20 protein-coding genes are annotated in these 22,151 nt (G+C 51.5%); 11 read left to right on the top strand and 9 right to left on the bottom strand.

What is annotated here, in order from left to right:
* Positions 1–195 precede the first annotated feature (195 nt).
* Both N0M98_RS32610 and N0M98_RS32615 read right to left on the bottom strand, forming a co-directional pair.
* On the bottom strand, positions 196–2,010 hold the full coding sequence (locus tag N0M98_RS32610; RefSeq protein ID WP_259620384.1) for a sensor histidine kinase: 1,815 nt from the start codon (positions 2,008–2,010) through the stop codon (positions 196–198).
* Positions 2,000–2,752 carry a response regulator transcription factor gene (locus N0M98_RS32615; RefSeq protein WP_259620385.1) on the bottom strand — a complete coding sequence of 251 codons (753 nt, stop codon included), beginning with the start codon at positions 2,750–2,752 and terminating at the stop codon, positions 2,000–2,002. The genes N0M98_RS32610 and N0M98_RS32615 overlap by 11 nt, the downstream gene beginning before the upstream one ends.
* Positions 2,753–2,932: 180 nt before the next feature.
* On the opposite strand from N0M98_RS32615, the gene N0M98_RS32620 reads away from it, so the two are divergent.
* From N0M98_RS32620 to N0M98_RS32635, 4 genes are all read left to right on the top strand, one after another.
* Positions 2,933–4,258 (top strand): ABC transporter substrate-binding protein, encoded by a 1,326-nt coding sequence (locus N0M98_RS32620; RefSeq protein ID WP_249861654.1) that lies wholly within the window; start codon positions 2,933–2,935, stop codon positions 4,256–4,258.
* Positions 4,259–4,370: 112 nt separating this feature from the next.
* Positions 4,371–5,267: a carbohydrate ABC transporter permease gene (locus N0M98_RS32625; protein WP_283942786.1), complete on the top strand. Its 897-nt coding sequence runs from the start codon at positions 4,371–4,373 to the stop codon at positions 5,265–5,267.
* Positions 5,267–6,127: a carbohydrate ABC transporter permease gene (locus N0M98_RS32630; protein ID WP_259620386.1), complete on the top strand. Its 861-nt coding sequence runs from the start codon at positions 5,267–5,269 to the stop codon at positions 6,125–6,127. The genes N0M98_RS32625 and N0M98_RS32630 overlap by 1 nt, the downstream gene beginning before the upstream one ends.
* A gap of 55 nt (positions 6,128–6,182) precedes the next feature.
* A complete protein-coding gene (locus tag N0M98_RS32635) occupies positions 6,183–7,556 on the top strand; it encodes a sulfatase family protein (protein WP_259620387.1) in 1,374 nt (457 codons plus the stop codon).
* Positions 7,557–7,845: 289 nt separating this feature from the next.
* On the opposite strand, the gene N0M98_RS32640 is transcribed toward N0M98_RS32635, so the two are convergent.
* The 6 genes from N0M98_RS32640 to N0M98_RS32665 all read right to left on the bottom strand — a co-directional run bounded on the left by N0M98_RS32640 (position 7,846) and on the right by N0M98_RS32665 (position 13,595).
* Positions 7,846–8,874: a stalk domain-containing protein gene (locus N0M98_RS32640; protein ID WP_259620388.1), complete on the bottom strand. Its 1,029-nt coding sequence runs from the start codon at positions 8,872–8,874 to the stop codon at positions 7,846–7,848.
* A gap of 248 nt (positions 8,875–9,122) precedes the next feature.
* Entirely contained in the window at positions 9,123–9,455 is a 333-nt protein-coding gene (gene cyoD / locus N0M98_RS32645; RefSeq protein WP_249861658.1) for a cytochrome o ubiquinol oxidase subunit IV, read from the bottom strand.
* A 1-nt stretch (position 9,456) separates the two neighbouring features.
* Complete coding sequence (gene cyoC / locus N0M98_RS32650; protein WP_259620389.1) at positions 9,457–10,071, bottom strand: cytochrome o ubiquinol oxidase subunit III; 615 nt, start codon at positions 10,069–10,071, stop codon at positions 9,457–9,459.
* Complete coding sequence (locus N0M98_RS32655; RefSeq protein WP_259620390.1) at positions 10,071–12,044, bottom strand: cbb3-type cytochrome c oxidase subunit I; 1,974 nt, start codon at positions 12,042–12,044, stop codon at positions 10,071–10,073. Before N0M98_RS32655 ends, cyoC begins: the two co-directional genes overlap by 1 nt.
* A 23-nt stretch (positions 12,045–12,067) precedes the next feature.
* A complete protein-coding gene (gene cyoA / locus N0M98_RS32660) occupies positions 12,068–13,063 on the bottom strand; it encodes a ubiquinol oxidase subunit II (RefSeq protein ID WP_249861661.1) in 996 nt (331 codons plus the stop codon).
* Between the two features lie 268 nt (positions 13,064–13,331).
* Positions 13,332–13,595 (bottom strand): hypothetical protein, encoded by a 264-nt coding sequence (locus N0M98_RS32665; RefSeq protein ID WP_249861662.1) that lies wholly within the window; start codon positions 13,593–13,595, stop codon positions 13,332–13,334.
* Between the two features lie 348 nt (positions 13,596–13,943).
* Between N0M98_RS32665 and N0M98_RS32670 the strand changes: the two genes are divergently transcribed.
* Entirely contained in the window at positions 13,944–14,690 is a 747-nt protein-coding gene (locus N0M98_RS32670) for an SDR family NAD(P)-dependent oxidoreductase (protein WP_259620391.1), read from the top strand.
* A gap of 172 nt (positions 14,691–14,862) precedes the next feature.
* Here the strand turns inward: N0M98_RS32670 and N0M98_RS32675 are convergent, their stop codons facing one another.
* Positions 14,863–15,480 carry a TetR/AcrR family transcriptional regulator gene (locus tag N0M98_RS32675; protein ID WP_259620392.1) on the bottom strand — a complete coding sequence of 206 codons (618 nt, stop codon included), beginning with the start codon at positions 15,478–15,480 and terminating at the stop codon, positions 14,863–14,865.
* A 335-nt stretch (positions 15,481–15,815) separates the two neighbouring features.
* Between N0M98_RS32675 and N0M98_RS32680 the strand changes: the two genes are divergently transcribed.
* The 6 genes from N0M98_RS32680 (at position 15,816) to N0M98_RS32705 (ending at position 21,787) form a co-directional block, all read left to right on the top strand.
* Positions 15,816–16,751 (top strand): LytTR family transcriptional regulator DNA-binding domain-containing protein, encoded by a 936-nt coding sequence (locus tag N0M98_RS32680; RefSeq protein WP_259620393.1) that lies wholly within the window; start codon positions 15,816–15,818, stop codon positions 16,749–16,751.
* Between the two features lie 138 nt (positions 16,752–16,889).
* The gene (locus N0M98_RS32685) at positions 16,890–17,735 is read left to right on the top strand and encodes an ABC transporter ATP-binding protein (protein ID WP_259620394.1); all 846 of its coding nucleotides are present in this window, start codon (positions 16,890–16,892) and stop codon (positions 17,733–17,735) included.
* Positions 17,732–18,442, top strand: a complete 711-nt coding sequence (locus tag N0M98_RS32690) for an ABC transporter permease (protein WP_259620395.1) — start codon at positions 17,732–17,734, stop codon at positions 18,440–18,442. Before N0M98_RS32685 ends, N0M98_RS32690 begins: the two co-directional genes overlap by 4 nt.
* Before the next feature lie 249 nt (positions 18,443–18,691).
* Positions 18,692–19,876, top strand: a complete 1,185-nt coding sequence (locus N0M98_RS32695; RefSeq protein WP_259620396.1) for a glucuronate isomerase — start codon at positions 18,692–18,694, stop codon at positions 19,874–19,876.
* A 95-nt stretch (positions 19,877–19,971) separates the two neighbouring features.
* The gene (locus N0M98_RS32700) at positions 19,972–20,928 is read left to right on the top strand and encodes a Gfo/Idh/MocA family protein (RefSeq protein WP_259620397.1); all 957 of its coding nucleotides are present in this window, start codon (positions 19,972–19,974) and stop codon (positions 20,926–20,928) included.
* A gap of 94 nt (positions 20,929–21,022) precedes the next feature.
* The gene (locus N0M98_RS32705; protein WP_259620398.1) at positions 21,023–21,787 is read left to right on the top strand and encodes a UbiA prenyltransferase family protein; all 765 of its coding nucleotides are present in this window, start codon (positions 21,023–21,025) and stop codon (positions 21,785–21,787) included.
* The last annotated feature ends 364 nt before the right edge of the window (positions 21,788–22,151 follow it).

Genomic DNA, 22,151 nt, shown 5'->3' on the forward strand with positions numbered 1-22,151 from the left:
AATATGGACTTAAAACGCTCTTGTAATCTGCATGCACATGAATGACGAACATCGGAAAGCCGTATGAGGGAAAACCTCACGTACGGTTTGATGAGGAGGGGCAGATTTCTCTGCCCTTTACTCTAGGGAGAGGAATGGTTAGACGCCGATCCAGCCTAGGCTGGATGCGGACGGAATAAGCTTCAGAGCATCGCGTCACTTTTGGGGGATTTGTTCCTGCTTGCTCCCTTGCGGGAAATGCAGCGTGACCGCGGTGCCCCAGCCTTTTTTGCTGACAATCTTGATGCCGCTCGTCTCCCCGTATTGCAGCATGATCCGTTTATTGGTGTTGCTGAGTCCGATATGGCGTCCGGAGTCTTCCTCTGCATGGAGCGAGGCGCGGATTTGCAGAAGCCGCCGCTTATCGATGCCGCCCCCGTTGTCGATAACGGTTACCTTGAGCGTATCGCGCTGCATACGGAACTTGACCTTGACGAGCAGGCGGGACGTATGCTCCATCCCGTATTGGAAGCTGTTCTCAAGCAGCGGCTGCATGCTCAGCTTGATCACTTCACAATCGCGGAAAGGCTCCGTCTTGTCCCATATCACCTGAAACCGGTCTTTATGACGGATTTGCTGAATTTCTACATAGCTCTGCGTATGCGCGATCTCCTCCTCCAGCCGGACAACCTTCGTCGAGGAATCCAGCGTATATTGCAATATCGCCGTCAAGAGCTCGATCATGCGGCTGGGCGCATTCGTGGAACGGGTCAATTGGAACGTTTTCCAATAGATCGAATTGAGCGTGTTATACAGAAAATGGGGGTTGATCTGGGATTGCAGCGCCTTGAATTCGAGCGCCTGCATCCGGTACAGCCGCTCGGAAAGCTGGATTTTCAAATACTTTTGCTCCAGAAAGCTTTCCAGAATATGCGTGATGATGAAGGCGTAAATATCATGTCCCTGATTCGGAACGTTCTCCATCGAATCCGGGGCGTCGGCGGATTCGAGCAGACGAAGAATGCCGTAAACTTGCCGGTAGTTTTTGCCGGTCAGCCATAAGGCGGCCAGCGCGCACAAGATCAAGGCGGCGAGCGCCAGCAGGCAGGTGATGACGATCAATGTGAACGATAAGCTGTACAACGATTTGCGCGGGACGACGGAAATGAGGTTCCAATGTAACCGCGGCGCTTTCTTGACGGTCAAATGATAGATTCCGTTATCGAACTGCAGCGTGTCGAATTGCTCGGGCAGCCGCAATGACGGAAGCATCTCATCGTATTCGGACTCCCCGGATTGCATGATGACCCGGTTCTGATCGTCCGTAATATAAAAGCTGCGGTTCGGATATTCGCTGATGGACGGGAACGATTTGACAAAGTAGTCCGGAAACAAGTTCAAAACGATAACGCCCTTCTTGCTCGCGTTGTTCCGGTCGTTGATTAATTTGTAAACGCTCACGACACGGGTCGGGTCGCTTTCGAAGCTGTAATTGTACAGGCTGCGCACTTCGGTTGTAAAGCCCGCCGTATTCGAATCGTTCAAATAGCTGTCATACCAGCCTTTATCCAAATAAGACTGCAGGTTGACCAGACCTTCGCGCGAGCTGAGAAACCGCTGCTGGTCGTTGGGATAGTAGACGTAGATGGAATGCACGTACGGTCTGGAATTGGCCGACACATCGATAATATGCTTGAGATAGTACAGCGCGTCCGCATCTTCGTAGGAGTAGTTGGGCTTGGATAAAATGTTGTGGAGCTTGTCCGCGATTTTCGGATTCGTATTGAAGGATAAGCTGAGCGAATCGATCTCCGATGCAACGACCTGAAACAGCTCGTTATATTGATTCAGCAGCTTTTCCTGATTTTGTTCGGCATCGACGCGCGTATAGCGCTGCGACAAAATGATCGATAAGGAGCCGAGCAGCAGCAGCGGAATTAAACAAAGGGCCAAAATATTGCGCAAGTTGTTGACGAAAAATTTGATCTTTAACGACCGGCCGATATGCGGCTGCTTCAAATTAACGCCCATTTTTGAACTGCCCCGGTGTTATGCCGTGAAATTGCTTGAATGCCCGAATGAAGTTTTTCGGATTGGCATAGCCTACCGCCTCGCTGACTTCAAACGCTTTCATATATCCGTGCTTTAACAGCTCCGCCGCTTTTTCCATTCTTACCTTCAGAACGTATTCGGAAAAGTGCATCCCCGTTTTTTTCTTGAAATAGACGCTGACGTAGCTTGAGTTCATCTCCACCGTTTCGGAGACAAGCTGCAGGGTCACGGTGCGGTAATCCGCGTTCACGCATTTGACGATAGTGGAAATAACCGGATCGCCCCAGCCTGAGCCGGGCAGCGCTCCGCCATGCTCCGCCGCTTCCGCGGCAAGAGAGTCCTTCGCTTCGTCGAGAGCCGTCTTAAGCTGGGTAAATACGCCAACGATGTCGTCGTATTTGGCCGGCTTCAGCATATAGTGGGACACGCCGTAAGTCATGGCCTCCCGGGCGTATTCGAAATCGCGGTAAGCGCTTAACAGCACGATCCGGACTCCCATCCTGCGCTGATGAATTTGCTTGCACAGCTCCAAACCGGACATCATCGGCATTCGTATATCGCACAGCAGCACATCCACCGGATTCGCTTCCAAATAAGAGAGCGCCTCCAATCCGTTGCCGGCTTGATGAACGACGGTAAAGCCGACGGATTCCCACGGGAAGCAGTTGCACAGCGTGTCGCGCGTATCTTCTTCGTCGTCCGCAGCCAAAATTTTATACATCCGATTTCACCTCACGTATCATTATAGCAGATAATGGGCAGATGAAAATCTAAAATAATGATACTTTTCCCCAACGAGACAAAAAAATGTAAACGTAATCAATAGGAGAGGACCTTTTGTTGTGTTTGTTTCCGATGCTATGATGAAAGCGTCAACACTATAGACTTAGGGGGAATCAAGTTGAAGAAATCGGTTAAGAGAATCGCTTCCACTCTCGCTATTTGCTCCGTGATGGGTATGACGCTAGCCGCTTGCGGGGGAAATTCAGCCGGCGATCCGCAAGCGCAGAAGGGAAGCGCGGACGGCACCAAGCCCGTTACGCTGCGGTTCAGCTGGTGGGGGAACGATACTCGTCACCAGGCGACGCTGAAGGCGATCGACGCTTATACCAAGCTGCACCCGAACGTCAAGATCGAAGCGGAATACACGGGCTTCGACGGCTTTTACAACAAATTGCTCACTCAATTCGCAGGCAGCACCGCTCCCGATTTGTTCCAGTTCACTTATGAATGGGATAACGACATGTACGATTTCCTGCTCGATCTGAAGCAGTCCAAATCGCTGGATACGAGCGGCTACGACCCTTCCGTGCTGAACAATTTCGCCAATTACAAGGATAAGATGGTCATGGCGCCGGCCGGAGCGACCGCTACATCCTTGTTCTACAATCAAGCCTTCTTCCAGAAATTCGGCATTCCGGAAACGACGGAATGGACTTGGGACAATCTGCTGGAAATCGGGAAAAAGGTTCACGCCCAGGACCCGAACGCGTACCTGATGTCGGCCGATATCGACGTCATATACAAATTGATTTTGCAGCCTTACGTAGCCCAGATGACCGGGAAAAACTGGATCAATGACGATTACACTCCTGCATTTGACAATGCCGCTTTGACCAAAGGGCTTGCATATTTGTCCGAATTGTACAAGGGCGGCGTTCTGGAACCGTTCGGCGACAGCTCGGCGTTCGTCGGCAAGATGGAGCAGAATCCGAAGTGGATTAAAGGCCAGGTCGGCGTCTTGTTCGACTACATCTCGGCCTTCGATAAGTATAAGCAATCCGTGCCCGACGGCAAGCTCGGCGTAGCCGCTTATCCGATGGCTCCGAACGCGCTGCAATCCGGCAACCCGATCGCGGCGGGAACAGGCTTTGCGGTGAATAAAACGTCGCCGAACGCGGAAGAGGCGGTTAAGTTTATTAACTGGATGGTAAACGATAAGGACGCGGCGCTTATCCTCGGCGCGCAGCGCGGCATTCCGGCGACGAGCACGGCCAGGAAAGCGCTGGAGGACGCGAAGCAGCTTGATCCGAACATTACGAAGGGGCTGGACCTCGCGGCCAAGCAGAAGACGATCGCTCCTAACGTCATCAGCATCAATGCCGATCTCGCGCAAATTGCCAAAGATACGCTGCAGAAGCTGATTTATCAGAAGGAGACGCCGGAGCAGGCGGCGGACGAAATTGTCAAAGCTTACGGCTCCAAGCTGACTGCGTTAAAGAAATAAGAGCCTGACGCTGCAGGAGCCCGAATCATTCGGAGAGAAGCCGCCTTATACGGCGGTATTCTCTCCGTTACCAAATGACCGGCATGTTTGAACACAGAAGGGAGTCAGAATATTGAAGCAGTCAATGAAGTTCACGAATGCCGCTTGGGGACTATTGTTCATTTCTCCGTGGATTATCGGATTCGCATGGTTTCAGTTTTATCCGCTGCTCTTGTCGCTGTATTATTCGTTTACGGACTATTCGATCGTGAAGGCGACGCATTTCGTCGGTTTGCAAAATTACGTAACGATGTTCAAGGATGATAAAGATTTCTTCCCGTCGTTGCGCGTAACCCTCTTGTATACTTTAATGGCGGTGCCGCTCAAGCTGGCATTCGCTTTATTCGTAGCGATCATTCTGAACTCCAAAGGGAGATTCATTAACGTATATAGGACGATGTACTATTTGCCGTCCATTTTGGGCGGAAGCGTGGCGATCTCGATTTTATGGCGGTTCCTGTTTATGCGCGAAGGTATCGTTAACCAGGCACTGTCCTTTTTGCATATACCGTCGATCGATTGGCTGGGCAGCCCGAACGTGGCTCTCTGGACGATCAGCTTCCTGGTCGTATGGCAGTTCGGTTCTTCGATGGTATTGTTTCTCGCCGGGTTGAAGCAAATTCCTACCGATCTGTATGAAGCCGGGATGGTCGACGGGGCGAGCAGGGTAAGAATGTTTTTTAACATCACCATGCCGCTGCTGACGCCGATCATATTGTTTAACCTGGTCATGCAGACGATAGGGGCTTTGCAGGAATTTACCGCCGCTTTCGTCGTGACAAACGGCGGGCCGATGAAGTCGACGTATTTGATCGGAATGAAAATTTACGACGATGCCTTCAAGCTGCTGCATATGGGGTATGCGTCCGCCTTGTCCTGGGTGCTGTTTGCGATCATTCTGATTTTGACTTTGCTTATTTTCCGTTCATCCAGATCATGGGTGCATTATGAAGACGGGGGGAAAATGTGATGATGCTGCAATACGGAAAGCAGCCTACGGCTGCCGGCAGATGGATCAAAAATTTGCTGCTGCTCGCATTCGGCCTGCTTATGATCTATCCTCTGATCTGGCTGTTCTTCGGTTCGTTCAAAACGAACACCGACTTGTTCGGCTCGCTGTCGCTGCTCCCGAAAACGTTCGTGTGGGATTCCTACAGCAAAGGATGGCAGGGGACGGGGCAGTTTACTTACGGCACCTTCTTCTTCAACACGCTGCTGCTCGTCGTGCCGACCGTATTTTTTACCGTGGTGTCCAGCGCGATTGTCGCTTACGGCTTCGCCAGGTTCCAGTTTCCGCTCAAGAGCGTGCTGTTCGCGCTGATGATTTCGACGCTGATGCTGCCGCAAGCGGTCATTATTATTCCCCGGTATTTGATCTTCCGTAATCTGGGATGGCTTGACGGGTATTTGCCGTTTATCGTGCCGGCGATTTTTGCCTGCTATCCGTTTTTTATATTTATGCTGATCCAGTTTTTTCGCGGGCTGCCCCGGGAGCTGGACGAATCGGCGGTTATGGACGGATGCAATCCGGTTACGATTTTGTTTCGAATTTTGCTGCCGCTCTGCAAGCCCGCATTGTTCTCGGCGGCGATCTTTCAGTTTATCTGGACGTGGAACGATTTCTTCAATTCGCTTATTTTCATCAACAGCGTCAAGAAGTATACGGTTTCGCTGGCGCTCCGGATGACCATCGATTCGACCGGAGGGACGGTGGAATGGAATCAGATTATGTCGATGTCCGTCGTCGCCATTTTGCCGCCGCTGCTTATCTTCTTTATGTTCCAGCGCTACTTCGTAGAAGGCATTGCCACGACGGGGATTAAAGGTTAACTTGCGTTCGGAACGAAGCGGACGCGGGAAATCATCGAAGGAAGGGTGTTAGGCTATGCCGCAACAGAAAAAGCAGCAGAAGCTTCAAAAACCGAATGTCATTGTGTTCTTTACGGATCAGCAGCGCTGGGATACGACCGGACTGCACGGCAATCCGTTAGGGCTTACTCCCCATTTTGATCGGTGGGCTGCGGAAGGGACTCATTTATACAATACGTTCACATGCCAGCCGGTCTGCGGGCCGGCCAGAGCGTGTCTGCAAACCGGACTATATGCTACGGAGAACGGATGCTATCGCAACGGAATTCCGCTTCCGGACAGCTCCCGCACGCTGGCTCACGAATTTTGCGATGCCGGTTATCGAACCGGGTATATCGGCAAATGGCATTTGGCGTCCACGAGGACGGAGCCGGTGCCGGAGAAGCTGCGCGGCGGCTACGAATATTGGCTCGCGGCCGACTCTCTCGAGCATACGTCCGACGCTTACGATACGATCGTTTACAACAACGACAACGAGCGGGTTAAGCTGCCGGGGTACCGGGTCGACGCTTTGACGGACGCGGCGATCCGCTATGTGAACGATCATCAGGACGAGCCGTTCTTCCTGTTCCTCTCCTTCCTGGAGCCGCATCATCAAAACCGCAGAGACGATTATCCCGCGCCGTCGGGACTTGAGACTTCTTACGTCTCCGCCTGGACGCCGCCCGACTTGGCAGCGCTCGGAGGAACCGCGCAGCGGCATCTGCCCGGCTATTACGGGATGGTCAAGCGGCTGGATGAAGCGCTGGGCCGCTTGATGGACGCATTGATCAGTCTCGATCTGGCGGGCGACACCATCGTTCTCTTTACATCCGACCACGGCTGTCATTTCAAAACGCGCAACGAAGAGTACAAGCGCTCGTGTCACGACAGCTCGATCCGCATTCCTGCGGCCGCCTGGGGGCCAGGCTTTCAAGGCGGAGGGCGCGTCCGCGAGCTCGTCAGCCTGATCGATCTGCCGCCGACGCTGCTGGATGCGGCGGGGCTTGAGGTGCCCGAAGCGATGCAGGGGCGTTCGGTCATGCCGCTCGTCAGACGGCAGGAGACGGAATGGCCGAGCGAGATGTTCGTGCAGATCAGCGAGTCGCAGGTCGGACGGGCCGTGCGCACCGAGCGCTGGAAATACAGCGTAAGCGCCCCGCGGCGGGACGCCATACGGGATAGCTGCAGCGACCTCTACGTCGAGGAATTTCTATATGACTTGCAAGCCGACCCGTGGGAGCTGCGTAACCTTATAGCAAGCGAAGCTCATCGGGAAGTGAAGCAGGTGATGAGAGAGAGGCTCGTTCGCCGAATGATCGAAGCCGGAGAAGCGCCTCCACGCATAGAGGCCGTCCATGAGCATGCGATAGGGCAGCTGAAGGTACTGGAGGACGAGTGCCGGGCTTGAAGCCGGACAGAGGATGAAGCATAAGGCAAGGGGCTGTCTCCAGCCGGATGCTTCCCACACCGGCTTCCGTCGCTCCCGGACATTGCAGATAAGACCGGCATTAGCCCGATATAGCGACCCGACCGCCGCGTCCGCCGGATTGCCGCCGCATAAAAACGCCGAAGCCGCCCGGCCGCAGAAGTCTGCGGCCGGGCGGCTTCGGTATGGAGCGCGGTTCGTGCTGCCCGCGGAGGCTAATCAAGCTGAGGCTATCAGCCAGCCAGCCGCGGTACAGTCGGCATCGCGCGATTTACTCGGCTGCGGCTTGCAGCACGATCTTCGCCGCTTTGCCGATCGGCGGCAAGCTGCGGGTCATCACCGGGCTGTAGACGGCGATAACTTTGGCGCCTTGCGTCAGCTTGCTTGCGTCGACGGCTTCGCCTTGGATATCGGTGAGCTTCGTTTGCTCGGACAACTGCAGCACGATCTCGCCGGGCGATGTTTCCGTTAATCCGGCACCTTTGATCAGCAGGCTGGTCGAGCCGTCGCTTCCCGTACGGACCTCTTCAATCGTTCCCGACGTGCCCAGCATATCCTTGGACTCAGCGCCGCTAATCACGGTAAGCTTGTACGTCGGCGTTTGCGGAGGCAGGCTGAGCGTAGCGGCAAGGGAATGCTCCGCTTCGACTTCCATGCCGACGGCAAGGTCGGCGAAGGCGAGCGCCGCGCCCTGCGCATCTTCGTATACCGTATCGTCCGATACGTTCAGCACGATGCCGTCCACGGCGACGCCGTTAAGCTGAATCGAGCGGTGACCGTCGGTGTCGCGGATTGCGGTGATGATCCCTTTGGTTTGGGCGGTCTTTTTCACTTCGCTGTTAGAAATCGTCACCGCCGCTCCTTCCGTCTGAACTTGCGCGTTCAAAATTTCGCTTACGAACGAAGCGGGAATATATAAGGTATTGTCGACGAGCTCGGGAGCCGCGCCTAACGTTTTGATCGCTTTATTCAAGCTGTACTGGTCTTCGCCGGTTTTCAAATGCGCGGAAGCAGCGCCTTGGACCAAGTCGACCGAGGCGTCCGCCTGGTTCCACGTCAGCGTAAAGCCTAACGCTTCGGATACGGCGCGGAGCGGCAGCATAGGCTGTCCGGCTTTCAGATAACCGGCTACCGCCAGCGGTTCGTTATTTAACGTAATTTGCACCGGCGCGGCTATAGGCTGAGCGGTTACGACCGCCGCCGCAGGCACGGCGTCGCCGGGAGCGGCATAAGCGGCTCCTCCGGTTAATGTCATGGAAAGAGCGAGAAGAGCTGCGCTTCGTTTCATTGCTTTGTTCATAAATACGTTCTCCTTTAAGTGTGATCATTAGATGTAACCAATTGAATTACAATAGCATTGACGGAACTTCAGCCCGATTTGTTGCAGTTTTCGCAGAAAAAAAGAAAGAGCATTCTCCGGCGGACCGAAGAATGCTCTCTATTTTAACATTATAGCGTTTATAAATTTCGGGGCTCCCCGCAAAGTACCTGAATCCGCTTCGAAGCCAAGGCCCCACTTTGTGGGGTTATTTTAACCCCAATGATCGATCAATGAGCGACTTGGTTGTAGGTCATGATCCAGATGGAGCCTGCGACGATCGTCAGCAGAATAATCAGACCGAGCACCAGAGCCATGATGTTCCAGCGGGCGTTCTCGCCTTCCTTCAGATGCATGAAGAAAGCGAGCTGAACGGCGAACTGCAATATCGCCATGATCAGAATAACGGCAATTCGGGCCGTTTCGCTGAACATATGGTTCATGATGACAACCAGCGGAATGATCGTGAGCACGATGGACAGAATGAAGCCGATGACATAAGATTTGAGCGATCCGTGCGAACCGGAATGCGCGTCATGCGAATGGGTATTGGATTGACTCATCTTACATCACCCCCATCAAATAAACTACCGTGAAGACGAAAATCCATACGACGTCCAGGAAATGCCAGTACAAGCTGATGACGTCGACCTTGCGCTTGGTCACGGACGTAATGCCGTGTTTTTTCAGTTGGAACATTAAGCCGATCATCCAGCACAAACCTAAAGATACGTGAAGTCCGTGCGTGCCGACGAGCGTAAAGAAGGCCGATAAAAAGCCGCTGGTGGAGATCGTAGCTCCTTCATGGGTAACCATGTGCACGAACTCGTTGACTTCAAGCGCCACAAACGATGCGCCGAGCAGCGCGGTAACGGCCAGCCAGCCGATCAGCTGGTTTTTGTTGCCTTTGTGCATGGCGAGCACGGCAAGGCCGCTCGTGAAGCTGCTCGTCAAGAGAATGAACGTTTCGGCGATAATGCCCGGCATGGAGAACAGCTCTTTGGCTGTCGGTCCTCCGGCGGTGTTACCGTGGAGGACGATATAGGTTGCAAACAAAGATCCGAATAAAATACAGTCGGTGATCAGGAATATCCAGAAACCGAACGTTTTGAGCGATTCATGATCGTGATGATCATGCTCGTGATTATCGTGTCCGTGATGCGCTGCCGCATGTGCCATTAGACCTTCAGCCCCCTTAGTGCAGCTTCCGTCTGCTTAATTTCATCTACTGGAATATAGTAGTCCGTATCGTAAGAGAACGAACGCGCCAGCATGCAGAGGAGCACGCCGATCATGGCCGGAATGGCCAGCCATAGCCAGCCCCATACGAAGCCGAAGCCTGCAAAAAACCACAGAGTCGACTTGATGAACGGGATAGCCGAGTTTTTCGGCATATGAATCGGCTCCAACGGCGCCGTAGGCTCAGGCTTAGCGCCTTGAGCGAGTTTTTGCTTCGTTTCCCACCAGTCGTCTACGGCATGCACTTGCGGCAATGTCGCAAAGTTGTACATAGGCGCAGGCGAAGGAATAGACCATTCGAGCGTGCGGCCGTTCCAGGCGTCGCCGGTCACGTCGCGTTTATGATGCTTGATGCTGTAGGCGATTTGCCATACTTGGAAAATGAAGCCGATACCCATCAAGAAGCCGCCGACGGTCGAAACCAGGTTGAGCGGGCCCCAGCCCATATCGAAATCGTACGTGTACGTACGGCGAGTCATACCGTCCAGACCCAGGAAATATTGCGGCATGAAGCAAACGTAGAAGCCGATGTTCCACAGCCAAAATGCCCATTTGCCCAAATGCTCGTTCAGACTGAAGCCGAACATTTTTGGCCACCAGTAATACAATCCTGCGAAATAACCGAACACGACGCCGCCGATCAGCACTTGGTGGAAGTGCGCGATCAGGAAGTAGCTGTTATGGAACTGGAAGTCGGCCGGCGCTACCGAAAGCAGCACGCCCGTCATCCCGCCGATGACAAAGCAAGGTATGAAAGCGACGGTCCACAGCATCGGCGTAGGGTAGGATACCCGGCCGCGGAACAAGGTAAACAGCCAGTTAAAGACTTTGACACCTGTCGGTATCGCGATCGCCATCGTCGTGATGGCGAAGAAGACGTTAACGTCGGCGCCCGAACCCATCGTGAAGAAGTGATGGACCCAAGTAAAGAAGGACATTACGCTTATTATAAGCATGGCAAAAACCATCGAAGAATAACCGAACAGCTTTTTCTTGGCGAACGTGGCGACGACTTCGGAGAATATACCGAACGCCGGCACGACGACGATATACACCTCGGGATGTCCCCACATCCAAATCAAGTTGATATACATCATCGGGTTACCGCCCATATCGAGCGTGAAGAAATGCGCTCCGAAGAAGCGGTCCAGGAATAGCAGCGCCATAGTGACGGTCAAAATAGGGAAAGCGAAAATAATCATGATACAGCTCGACAATACGGACCAGGTGAACATCGGCATTTGCATCAGCTTCATGCCTGGTGCGCGCATTTTGAGAATGGTGACGATAAAGTTAATCCCTGTCGCCAAAGACCCGATACCGGAGATTTGGATACCCCAAATATAGAAGTTTTGGCCTACGCCCGGGCTATGCGAAAGCTCGGACAACGGAGGGTAAGCCAGCCAGCCTGCGTCCGGCGATCCGCCGATGACGAAGGAAACGTTGAACAGCATAGCGCCCCAGAAAAACATCCAGAAGCTCAGCGAGTTCAGGAACGGATAAGCGACGTCGCGGGCGCCGATTTGCAGCGGCACGACGACATTGAACAAACCGAACATGAGCGGCATCGCCATGAACAAGATCATGATGACGCCGTGAGTTGTAAAAATCTGATTGTAGTGCTCCGGCTCCAGGAACGAAGCGCCGGGAAGGGCGAGCTGCAGACGCATGAGCAGAGCGTCCACCCCGCCGCGGAACAGCATAAGGATCGAACATAAAATATACATGATGCCGATACGTTTATGGTCGACGGTAGTAAGCCATTCGCGCCACAGCCAACCCCATTTTTTGAAATATGACAGCACGAACACGATGGCTACCATGGCGAGCGCAATACTGACTTGTGCGCCAAGAATCATCGGGTCGCCGGTTACGAAAAACCATGATGCAAAATCTTTAATTTTATCCAGCATGTGAGTGCCCCCTTCCTTTCATTCTATTGTGCAGCATGTTGACTATGATCCTGTTTCATATCCGTACTGCCGGAGTCCATCCCCGATTTCTTCGGATCGGCAGCCTTAGGCTGCTCCTGTTTGGCGGCTTCTCCGCTCTCTGTCGATCCGTGATGGGCGTGACCGCCGCCTGTGACGTATTTGGTCACGATCCGGTTGAATAATCCTTCAGGGAAGGAAGAGAACAGCTGTCTATCCGATGTGCCCGGCAGCGCCAGCTGATTATAGCCTTCCTCAGTAAGAGGATTTGATTTCTTCTTCACTTCATTGATCCAGTTGTTAAATTCTTCATTCGATGTGGCATGAACCTGGAACTTCATGTCCGCAAAGTGCTTGCCGCTGAAGTTGGCTCCGGTACCGAAGTAATCGCCTTGCTCGTCGGCTTGCAGGAACAAGGTCATCGCCATGCCGGACATCGTGTACATCTGCCCGCCGAGCTGAGGAATCCAGAACGAGTTCATCGGCGCATCCGACGTTAATTCGAATTTAATTGGCGTGTCTTCCGGAATCTCGATGTAGTTCACCGTTGCAATGCCTTGTTCCGGGTATGTGAAGAGCCATTTCCAATCCAGAGACGTCGCTTGAATCGTAATAGGCTTTTTATCCGATGCGATAGGCTTAGACGGCTCCAGTGCATAAGTGTCGCGCGCTGTGAAGGCGGCCAGAGCGATGATGATGACGATAGGAATGCCCCACCATACGATCTCCATTTTCGTGCTGTGCGACCAGTTCGGCTTGTATGCGGCCTTGTTATCCGGCTTGTCGCGGTACCGCCATACGATATACGCGGTTAAGATCAGAACGGGCACCAACACAATGGCGCACAAGATCGTCGCGATAATAATAAGATCTTTTTGACCGGCAGCTATCGGTCCTTTCGGGTTCATAACCATCATGGATTCGCAGCCCGAAAGGAGTACGATCATGGCCAGAAAGAGCAGCGGAACCGCAATCCGAGCAGCCTTTTTCGTTAGTCGCATGTAATATCATCTCCTTGAAATATCTCCGAACGCCCCGGATTACTGACTTGTGAAATATTGAACGTTCTTGTCTATGACTAAGATAACAGATAGTCGGTCCGATGTGTGAGCTGTTAACAAATACGTCAAGGTTTCGACTTTTTTCCGTAAAAAAAAGTTCACGAAAAAGATGAATGTAAATTAACGGAAAACAAAAACCCCTCTAAGATTTGCTCTTAAAGGGGTTTCACTGGGAAAAGCCTAACAGACTTTGGGAAATCGTAATCAATTATTTATCATCCGATTGCTCGGCGCGAGAATGAACGAGATGAATGGCGGTGCGAATGACATAAATATGAACGCTGCCGACCAGGAATCCAATCCCTACCATTAGCGAGGTATTGTGATCGCTGAAATGATGCAAATTAAACAGACACATTAGAACGCCGATGCCAAGAATCGTCCAGGCAGCCGCTGTCATCCAATTAACAAGCCGCTGCACATCCCTCTCATTGTGGCGCACGCTGCTTACGGATACGGTTTTCGTCGTCATAATGATCACTTCCATTTCCTTTGTAAGTGTTTTCTTTGTTACCAGTATAACATACTATACACAATTTGTTCAAGGAATGTTCGATTTTTTATCGCAATTCGGACAAAATTAGATGAAGGCCGACTTCTTCGGAAGTCAGGACCGGCATTTGTCCGATAATATGTTAAAATCCCCGATTTATAAGGGTTTTATGCGCGGCTTTATCCAAATAAAAGACAAGGCTGGACAAAAATATTCCTTCCCATAATTTGATTTAATGGACATTGTGTATAATACTTCACAAAATTGATGATTTGGGTGTATACTCTGTACATAGCTTCTAAACAAAAAAAGGAGAGGAAGATAGTCATGGGACGTTTATCGGGAAAAGTAGCCGTTATCACTGGAGCTGCGCTGGGCATGGGTGCGGCGGAAGCCAAATTGTTCGCGCAGGAAGGCGCTGTCGTAATCGGAACGGACGTGAAGGAAGACGTGTTGCAGGAAGTGATGGAGGAGATCCGCGGCGCCGGCGGACAAGCTGTAGGGTTGAAGCATAACGTCGCTTCGGAGGAAGAGTGGAAGCAGGTCGTTCGGGAAACGGTGGAACGGTACGGCAAAATCGACATTTTGGTCAATAATGCCGGCATATCGACGACGAAGACGATTGCCAACATGGGGATGGACGAATGGGATAAAGTGATGGACATTAATTTGTCCGGCTGCGTACTCGGCATGAAATACGTCATACCCGAAATGCAAAAAGCCGGCGGCGGCTCGCTGATTAACATTTCTTCGATCGGCGGCATCGTCGGGATGGCCGGGACGAGCCCTTATACCGCAGCCAAAGGCGCGCTGCGCGCTTTATCCAAATCGGCCGCGGTCGAATACGGCAAAGATAAGATTCGCGTCAATTCGGTACATCCGGGCATCATCGTCACTCCAATGACGGAGCCTTCGATGAAAGACGCGCTGCCTTATTACCAGACCTATACGCAGCTTCCTTATTTCGGGAATCCGGAGGATGTGGCTTACGGCGTGCTGTTCCTCGCTTCGGACGAAGCCAGATTCGTTACCGGTTCGGAGCTGGTGATCGACGGCGGCTGGACGGCGCTGTAACGATCCATGTTCCATAAAGAAAGACCGCTTGTTTAGCTTGAACTGCGCCTCCGATCGGCAGATGCGATCTGCCCGGCCGGGGTTACGGTTAATGGCTATACGGAGCGGTCTTTTTTTGTTTGCTCGGACCCTTAATCGCTCATCTATGAAGGGGCGTTTGATAGATGTTTGTTCACTGCGGGTTGCGTCTGCCGGGAATGCGGATGTAAGGTCCGTGAATGGACAGATTCATAAGCTGCGCGGCCATATCGGATTCGGAATAGGGCATCTGCCGCTCCAGCCACCAAATGATGACCTCCAAAAAGGCGGACTCGACGTATTTCACGACGACCTCGCGGCGCGCGGTCAAATTGCCGTCGTCCGGCTCGGTCCGGTCAATCCCCCGGGACACGAATTCATGAATGACTTTCAGCAAGCCTTCGGCAAATGGAGCAACCCTGTTTTTGACCAGCATCGCGGTATAGAAATTGTAATGAACGGAGATGTGATGGAACAGGCGGACAAAGCTCGGATGAGGCTCGCCGCTCAAGTAGTCGAAGCTCCCGTAATCCGATTCGGCCACGTCGACTTGCTCGCGCAGCTCGTTCAATAATTCGTCGATGCATTGGGTCAGCAGCGCTTGTTTGTCCTCGTAATGAAGGTAGAAGGTGGCCCGTTTGACGGTGGCGCGCTCGGCGATGTCCTGCACCGTAATTTGCTCCAGTCCGCGCTCCTCCATTAAATCGATCAGCGCCGCGCGAAGCAGACGCTGCGTCCGGATCACTCGGGGGTCTTTTTTGGCATGGGTCATTGTTCGGCTGATGTCTCCTGTTATTGATACTGTATTTCTATTATATATAGAAGAGTCGTTGAAATACATAATATCCCGTGAACATTCCGCATATTTTGATCAACCATCAAAAACCCAGCTATCTTACATTAAGAGCTTCACATAGCACTGCAACGCTGTGTCCCGAAAAAAGCTGCAGCATCGCGATTTTGTTGATGAGCAGTGTTAAAAAGAGGAAATAATAATCTAGTGATCATTTGCGATTATTAGATGTATGTTTCCAATGGAAGCTGACAAAAAATAATCCAATCATTATAATTGTTTCATGTATCCAAAAACAGCGATAGGAGGACGGCATGCAATTTCAATCCGTGTATAATGATGGGGAATTATTTCTTCCGAAGATCGAGTTAAATATGGCATGTAACCAATTGCTTGGCATTATAACAGACTTGAGGCGAAAGCGGATTTTAATGAATCAATTGCGGGATCGTTCCCAATATTATATATTCCGAGCTCAACAAAACGAGTATATCCATTTAACAGTGGAAGAATTAATCACGTTTCTAATCAACGTAACAGAGCGGAATGAGCGTGCCGCTCTATTATTGGATTATTTTGCTTTAAAAGAAGACCGGAAGGTGAAAATCAAGAATCTAAGCCCATCCAAAAGAATGTATGTGACCTTGCTGCGTGTCTATTTTGCGCATCAGCCTACACTCGTATTGGAGGAGCCTTACTTTTATTTGGAAGAACAAGATCGTCGCCAGTTTAAACGGATTTTGGATGATCTTTCGAAAGAAAAGCAGATTTTAATTTTAACTTCGAATTTTGAGGATGCCCTTATTTCCTGTGATGTCATTTACCGGTTAAATGAGCTTGGCTTTCATCCTTTGGATATTCAGGACTCTGAAGAAGATCAACAGGAAGCGCAGCAGCAGGACTCGGCCAATATCACCTTACAAAAGATTTATACCAAAAGAAATGGCAAAGTCATTTTATTTAATCCGCCTGAAATTGATTTTATCGAAAGTGTAGAGGGCTCGATACTTGTTCATGTCGATGGCGAAAATTATGACTGCGCTTTGACGTTAACCGAGCTTGAGCAGAGATTGGCGGGCTTCGGGTTTTTCAGATGCCATCGATCCTACATCGTTAATTTGCAAAAAGTAAGAGAGATCATTACATGGACGAAAAATAGCTACAGCCTACGATTACATACTGGCAAAGATACCGTTGTTCCATTGTCTCGAACAAAATTGCAGGATTTAAAAGCACTTCTTAACCTTTGATTCCGCGTCAAAGATGGCTCAGTCAAGCATTCCAGGGTACAATTCAGAGCAAAACAGCTACATTTCGGGGGATTTAGATGGCTGAGGGCATGCAATCTCTGTATAGTTAAGCCATTAACTCTTAAGGAAGTGGTGTGAATGGCTGTTATTCAGGTCGAACATATTGGGAAGAAATTTGGACAAAGGGACGTACTCTCCGATGTGTCTTTTTCCATCCATAAGGGAGAAATTTTTGGTTTTCTAGGACCGAGCGGTTCAGGAAAAACAACATTAATAAAGCTGTTAACGGCGCGGCTAAATCCGACAAGCGGACAAGCAAGCGTATTTAACGAGCCATCGGAAATGATGCATCAGTCTGCACAGAAAATGCGTTTTGGCATTTTGACCGATAATAGCGGTTTATATGAGAGATTAACAATCGAGGAAAATCTGAATTTGTATCGCCAGCTATATGATTTACCGGAATCTTCAATGGATACGGTGCTGCATTTTGTAAACTTAAGCGGGGAGCGAAAAAAGAAGGTGAATCTCCTCTCCAAAGGGATGCGCCAGCGTGTCCTGTTGGCATGTGCGATTATTCATGAGCCGGAATTGTTATTTTTGGATGAACCCACCTCGGCGTTAGATCCGATCAATACAGCACACATCTATAAAGGATTACGCTCTTTAAATGAGAACGGAACAACGATTTTTTTAACAACGCATGATATGGCTGAGGCGGAATTGCTGTGCAACCGTGTAGCCATCCTGTATCAAGGACAAATCCAAGCCATCGGCACGCCCAAGGAGCTTAAAAAGCAGCATCGGGATAATGCCGTTCGCGTAGAACTAATAAACGGGGAAGCATATGAACTTCCGATCAATGAGGAAGCGGCTGACAAAATAGCTCATTGGATGAAATCAGGATTAATTGATCGCTTAGAGACGAAAGAACCCACTCTAGGCGATATTTTTATCAAAATGACAGGAAGTGAGCTGTTATGAGCATCTCATTGAAACGTGCGCGAGCGATATTCGTGAAGGATTACAAGGAGTTTTCACGCAATTACGCCATCTCCATTATGCTGATTTTCCCCATTATTTTAGCCCTTCTTTTTCGCAGCGCAGGCCCGAATTTGCCTGGAGCTATCGGTTTCCTTCACAATATTTCGTTTGTTCTCCTAACGTGTTTTGTACAAGCATGCCTGATTGCGGAAGAAAAGGAACGCAACACGTTACGCTCATTAATGATGACGCCGGCAACGATCATAGATGTGTTAGTCGGTAAAAGCGCGTTAGTTTTTGTCATGTCCGCTGTTGTTCTGATTATTTCACTATTTATATTTGGCTATGAGCCGGCTAGCCTATGGGCGTTTGTGGCAGCAAACATTGTTTCCATTATTTTATACACAGCGCTCGGAACGATCTGCGGATTATATTCCAAAACGCTGCTTGACGCTTCCTTATCGATCCTTCCTGTGGCGATGATATTCTCCGGGGCGCCATGGGGAGCGGTAATAGCGGATGATTATCCGATCTTCAAAGTGCTAGATTACATGCCAAGCAGCCAGCTTGTGCACTTGCTAAATGTACCCCAAACGGGCTTTACGACAGGAGACTTAATGAAGCCTCTCCTCATTATTTTGGCATGGACGATTGTATTAACGATTGTGTCTGTTGTTTTGTGCCAGCGGCGGTTAAAGGATGAGTAGAATGAGGAGGGAGCAAACGTTACCTGCACAAGCTTCAGCGATTGAATTCGAAGAAACAGTAACTTTGTCGGATAGATTCTTAGAACAGCTGCGAAAAAGCAAACACCTCCAAACCGGACCCGGCAGGAGGAAAAAAACGTAAAAAACGACAACCCCGACTCTAAGTTAAGCCATGGCCGGCACTGCGGACAAATAGTATGATGGTTGGAAGAGCTTCAACATTCAATGAAAGAGAGGGTGGATCGACTGATGTTGAATCAAGAAGCATGGATGGAAGAGATTATGGGACTGGACGTATTGGATACGCATACTCATTTGGTCGGGGATCGGCTGGCGGCGCGGGATTTCTGGGAAATCGCGCATTATTTTTGGCTGAATCGGGAGATGCAGGCCGGAGGCTATCCGGCTAATGCGCTGGAGCTGACGGAGGAAGATAGAATCGCCGCCTTCCTGCCGGCTTACCGCGCGACGCGCAATACGCTGATGAACGGGGTGTTTACCCATATTTTTCGAAATTTGTACGGCATTACGATTTCCGACGAGCAGTCGATCCGCGACGCCGACGCGGCGGTGCGGGCATCCGCCATGCGTCCGCAATGGGCGCAGGAGGTGGCGGACAAGCTGAACATTCGGGCCTTCGTGACGAATATTCCCGAGCATGCCAAGTTCAACGGTATGCGGCGGGATGCGATTGTGATTCCGAGGATTGACGGGAGATTGTTCGAATGGACTAGAACGGTTCACGAAGCTGAGTCGCCTGTGCAGGCATTGGATGCTGTGAAGCAAACTATCCGGCAGCTCATATCCGAGTTCAAGACGCAGGGCTATCCAGGGATCATGACGACGCTGCCCGGCTACGATGCGCAGGCGAACCGGGATTATTCCGTAACCGAGGGCGCGACGCGGGATCAGATGATGATGGTGCTGCTGCACGTGATTTGCGAGACGCTGGAGCAGCACGGCATGTTTCTTCAGCTGTTTCTCGGCGTGGAACGGTCGTGGTGCGGTGAGGCGGTGCCGGCCAACGACCCGCAGCGGATATTGAAGCTGTCCGGCTTGTTCGAGAAATATGCGATCGCGTTCGAGCTGGTCGTCGCCTCGGAGATCAATAATTTGGACGTCGTGCAGGCCGCCTGGAATTTTCCGAACGTTCATGTCGGAGGCATGTGGTGGTTTAATTTCCGCGCCAGCACGTATCGCGATAGTATGCAGTACCGGCTCGAAGCCATTCCCGCTATAAAAAGTTCGCTGATCGTATCGGATGCGCGCTGCATTGAGTGGAGTTATGGTAAAATATACTTGGTTAAAAAGCTGATAGGCGAATTTTTGTATAAGCAGATCGAAGCCGGCTGGTTGGATGAAGAGACGGCCTTACAGACTGCCAAAGGCTGGCTGTACGAAAGCGCGGCCCGCCGCTACGGGTTTAACGGCTGATCGTCCGAAGAAGAAAGCGTATACTTCCGAAGTCGGAAGGCCGAAACCGGTGGCGAGAACGCGGCCGTTTGCGAAGGAGAAGGGAGCAGAAATCGATGAAGGCATTGTTGGTGGGACTGGGGAGCGCGGGGTTCTCCTGGTATAAGAAATTAAGAGACAGAGGGCTGCTGGCCGCTGTCGTAGAGATGGACCCGTCGATGAAAAGCAAAATGGAAGCGGACCCGTTTCCGTTCTATACGTCGCTGGAGGAAGCGCTGCAGAAGGAGAAGGTCGATTTCGTCGTGAACGTGACGTCGCCGATGGCTCATACGCCGGTAAATAACGCCGCTTTCGACCGCAAGCTGCCGGTTCTGTGCGAGAAGCCGATCTCGTTCGATTATAATGAATCGATAGAGGTCGTCAGACGCGCGGAGCGCGAAGGGATTCCGTTTATGATTGCCGAAAATTACCGCTGCCTCGCCTCGGTCCGCAAGCTGAAGCAGGTGCTGGATTCGGGAGCTATCGGGCGGATTTCCACCCTGGACGTACTGTTTTACCGTTATCATCATGTGGAGCGCAAATATACGGTCAGCCTGCTCGACGATATCGGGGTCCATCATTTCGATATGATCCGGTATTTGACCGGAGCGGAGGGAATCTCGGTGTATGCCGATATGTACAATCCGATCGGCGGCTGGGAGGAAGAAGGCGCCGTCATTAATACGAACGCCGTTCTGGAGCTGGAGGGAGGCATTAAGGCAAGCTATACCGGCTCCATCGCTTCCCGGGGCGTACAGACGCCGTGGATGGGCAACTGGCATATTGAAGGAACGGAAGGGATGATCGAATACAAGGATCAGATCATCCATGTTGTTCGCGGCGACGCTGTGGAGACGATCAGCGATTTCAGCGGCGTTCACGCTCCGGATGCGCTGACGGAGTTTGTGCGTTCTCTTGAAGAACGGCGTCCGGGTGAAACCAGCGGCACGGATTATTTGAAGACGCAAGCGCTTGTCCATTATGCCAAGCTATCGAATGAAGAGGGGCGCAGAGTGCCTGTTGTGCTCCCGTAAACCGTGTAAGGAAAAGGTCGCCGCTGCCGGGGTATCTATAACCGGACGGCGGCTTTTTGTTCAACGATGACGATGGTGCGGAGGAGGATGCAGAATGTTCGGGAGAAAATGCTTGGCCGCTTATTTCGCTTCATGGGCGATGGTGCTATGGCTGTCTTTTCCTTATTTGAGTTTGGGAGGCGGGGCTCCGCAAGCTGCGGAACACTACTTGTCGTGGGCAGGGGTGATCGCGTTATATGCGGTACCGGTTATTTTCGTTTACGGCATTATCGTTTCCGTGCTGCTGGAGCTGGCGGCCCGCAAGCTTAAGGCAGCGGGTCCGGGAGAATGGATCGTGTCGGGTCTTCTTCATACCGCTATGGGCTTTGCCTTCGGCTTCGTCGTTCAGTCGTCCATGTTCGCGATTATGGGGGGCTTGGCCGCCGTGCTGTTCTTCGTCTTCGACCGGTTCGTTCCCTGGTTTCTGCAGTTTGGCCGAAAGAGAACCCGGGCCGCGGTGCTGGCTACTCCCCTGCTTTTATTCGGGCTGCTGGCAGGCGCCGTGTATGCGGCCTCCCCGCCTCTGCCTCCGTTCACCGCTGCCGATGCGGCTGCATTCGCCACCTCGGGCAGCGGCACGCTGATCGACCTGTTTCCCAAGCAGGAGGGGGAAGTAAGGAAGCTGCAGATCGAAGGCTACGACGTGGAGCGGGAAACGGCGGTAACGCCAATGAAGGGGAAGGAGCGGTACCAGGTCGATTTTATCGAGCGCTGGAGCAAAGGAGCGGAGAACGGAGAGCACCGGATGAGCTATGAGGTGACGCGCGGCTCGATGGGAGCGCATGGAGGCGGGGGCGCGGAGCCTCCGTATCGGCGTTAAACGCAAGGTCTTTAGAAGCGTAGTGAAAAAAGAGCGGAGGGGCCATTTGAATCTGGAAAAGCGTAAGCGTTCGCCTTTGAAAACGGATTCTCTCCACAGAAAAAACGAAAAAACAATCCAAAGAATCCGTTTTCAACAGCGATTGGAGGATCAAATGGACGCCGCAGCGGACTTTTTCACCATCCCTTTAGGAGTCTGTCCGACGAAACAGGAAAAGCATAGTTTCGTCGCGAAACTTAACTGTAATCTGTTTATCTGGTAAAAAAGGGTGTGTGGTTTATGGCAAAATTTAAATCTTACTCCACGGAACAAGGTGAATTGTTTCCGATGTATTTGAGCGATTGGATCCCTGAAGATCATTTAG

The organism is Paenibacillus doosanensis, from assembly GCF_025060755.1.
GTDB classification, from domain to species: Bacteria; Bacillota; Bacilli; order Paenibacillales; family NBRC-103111; genus Paenibacillus_S; species Paenibacillus_S doosanensis.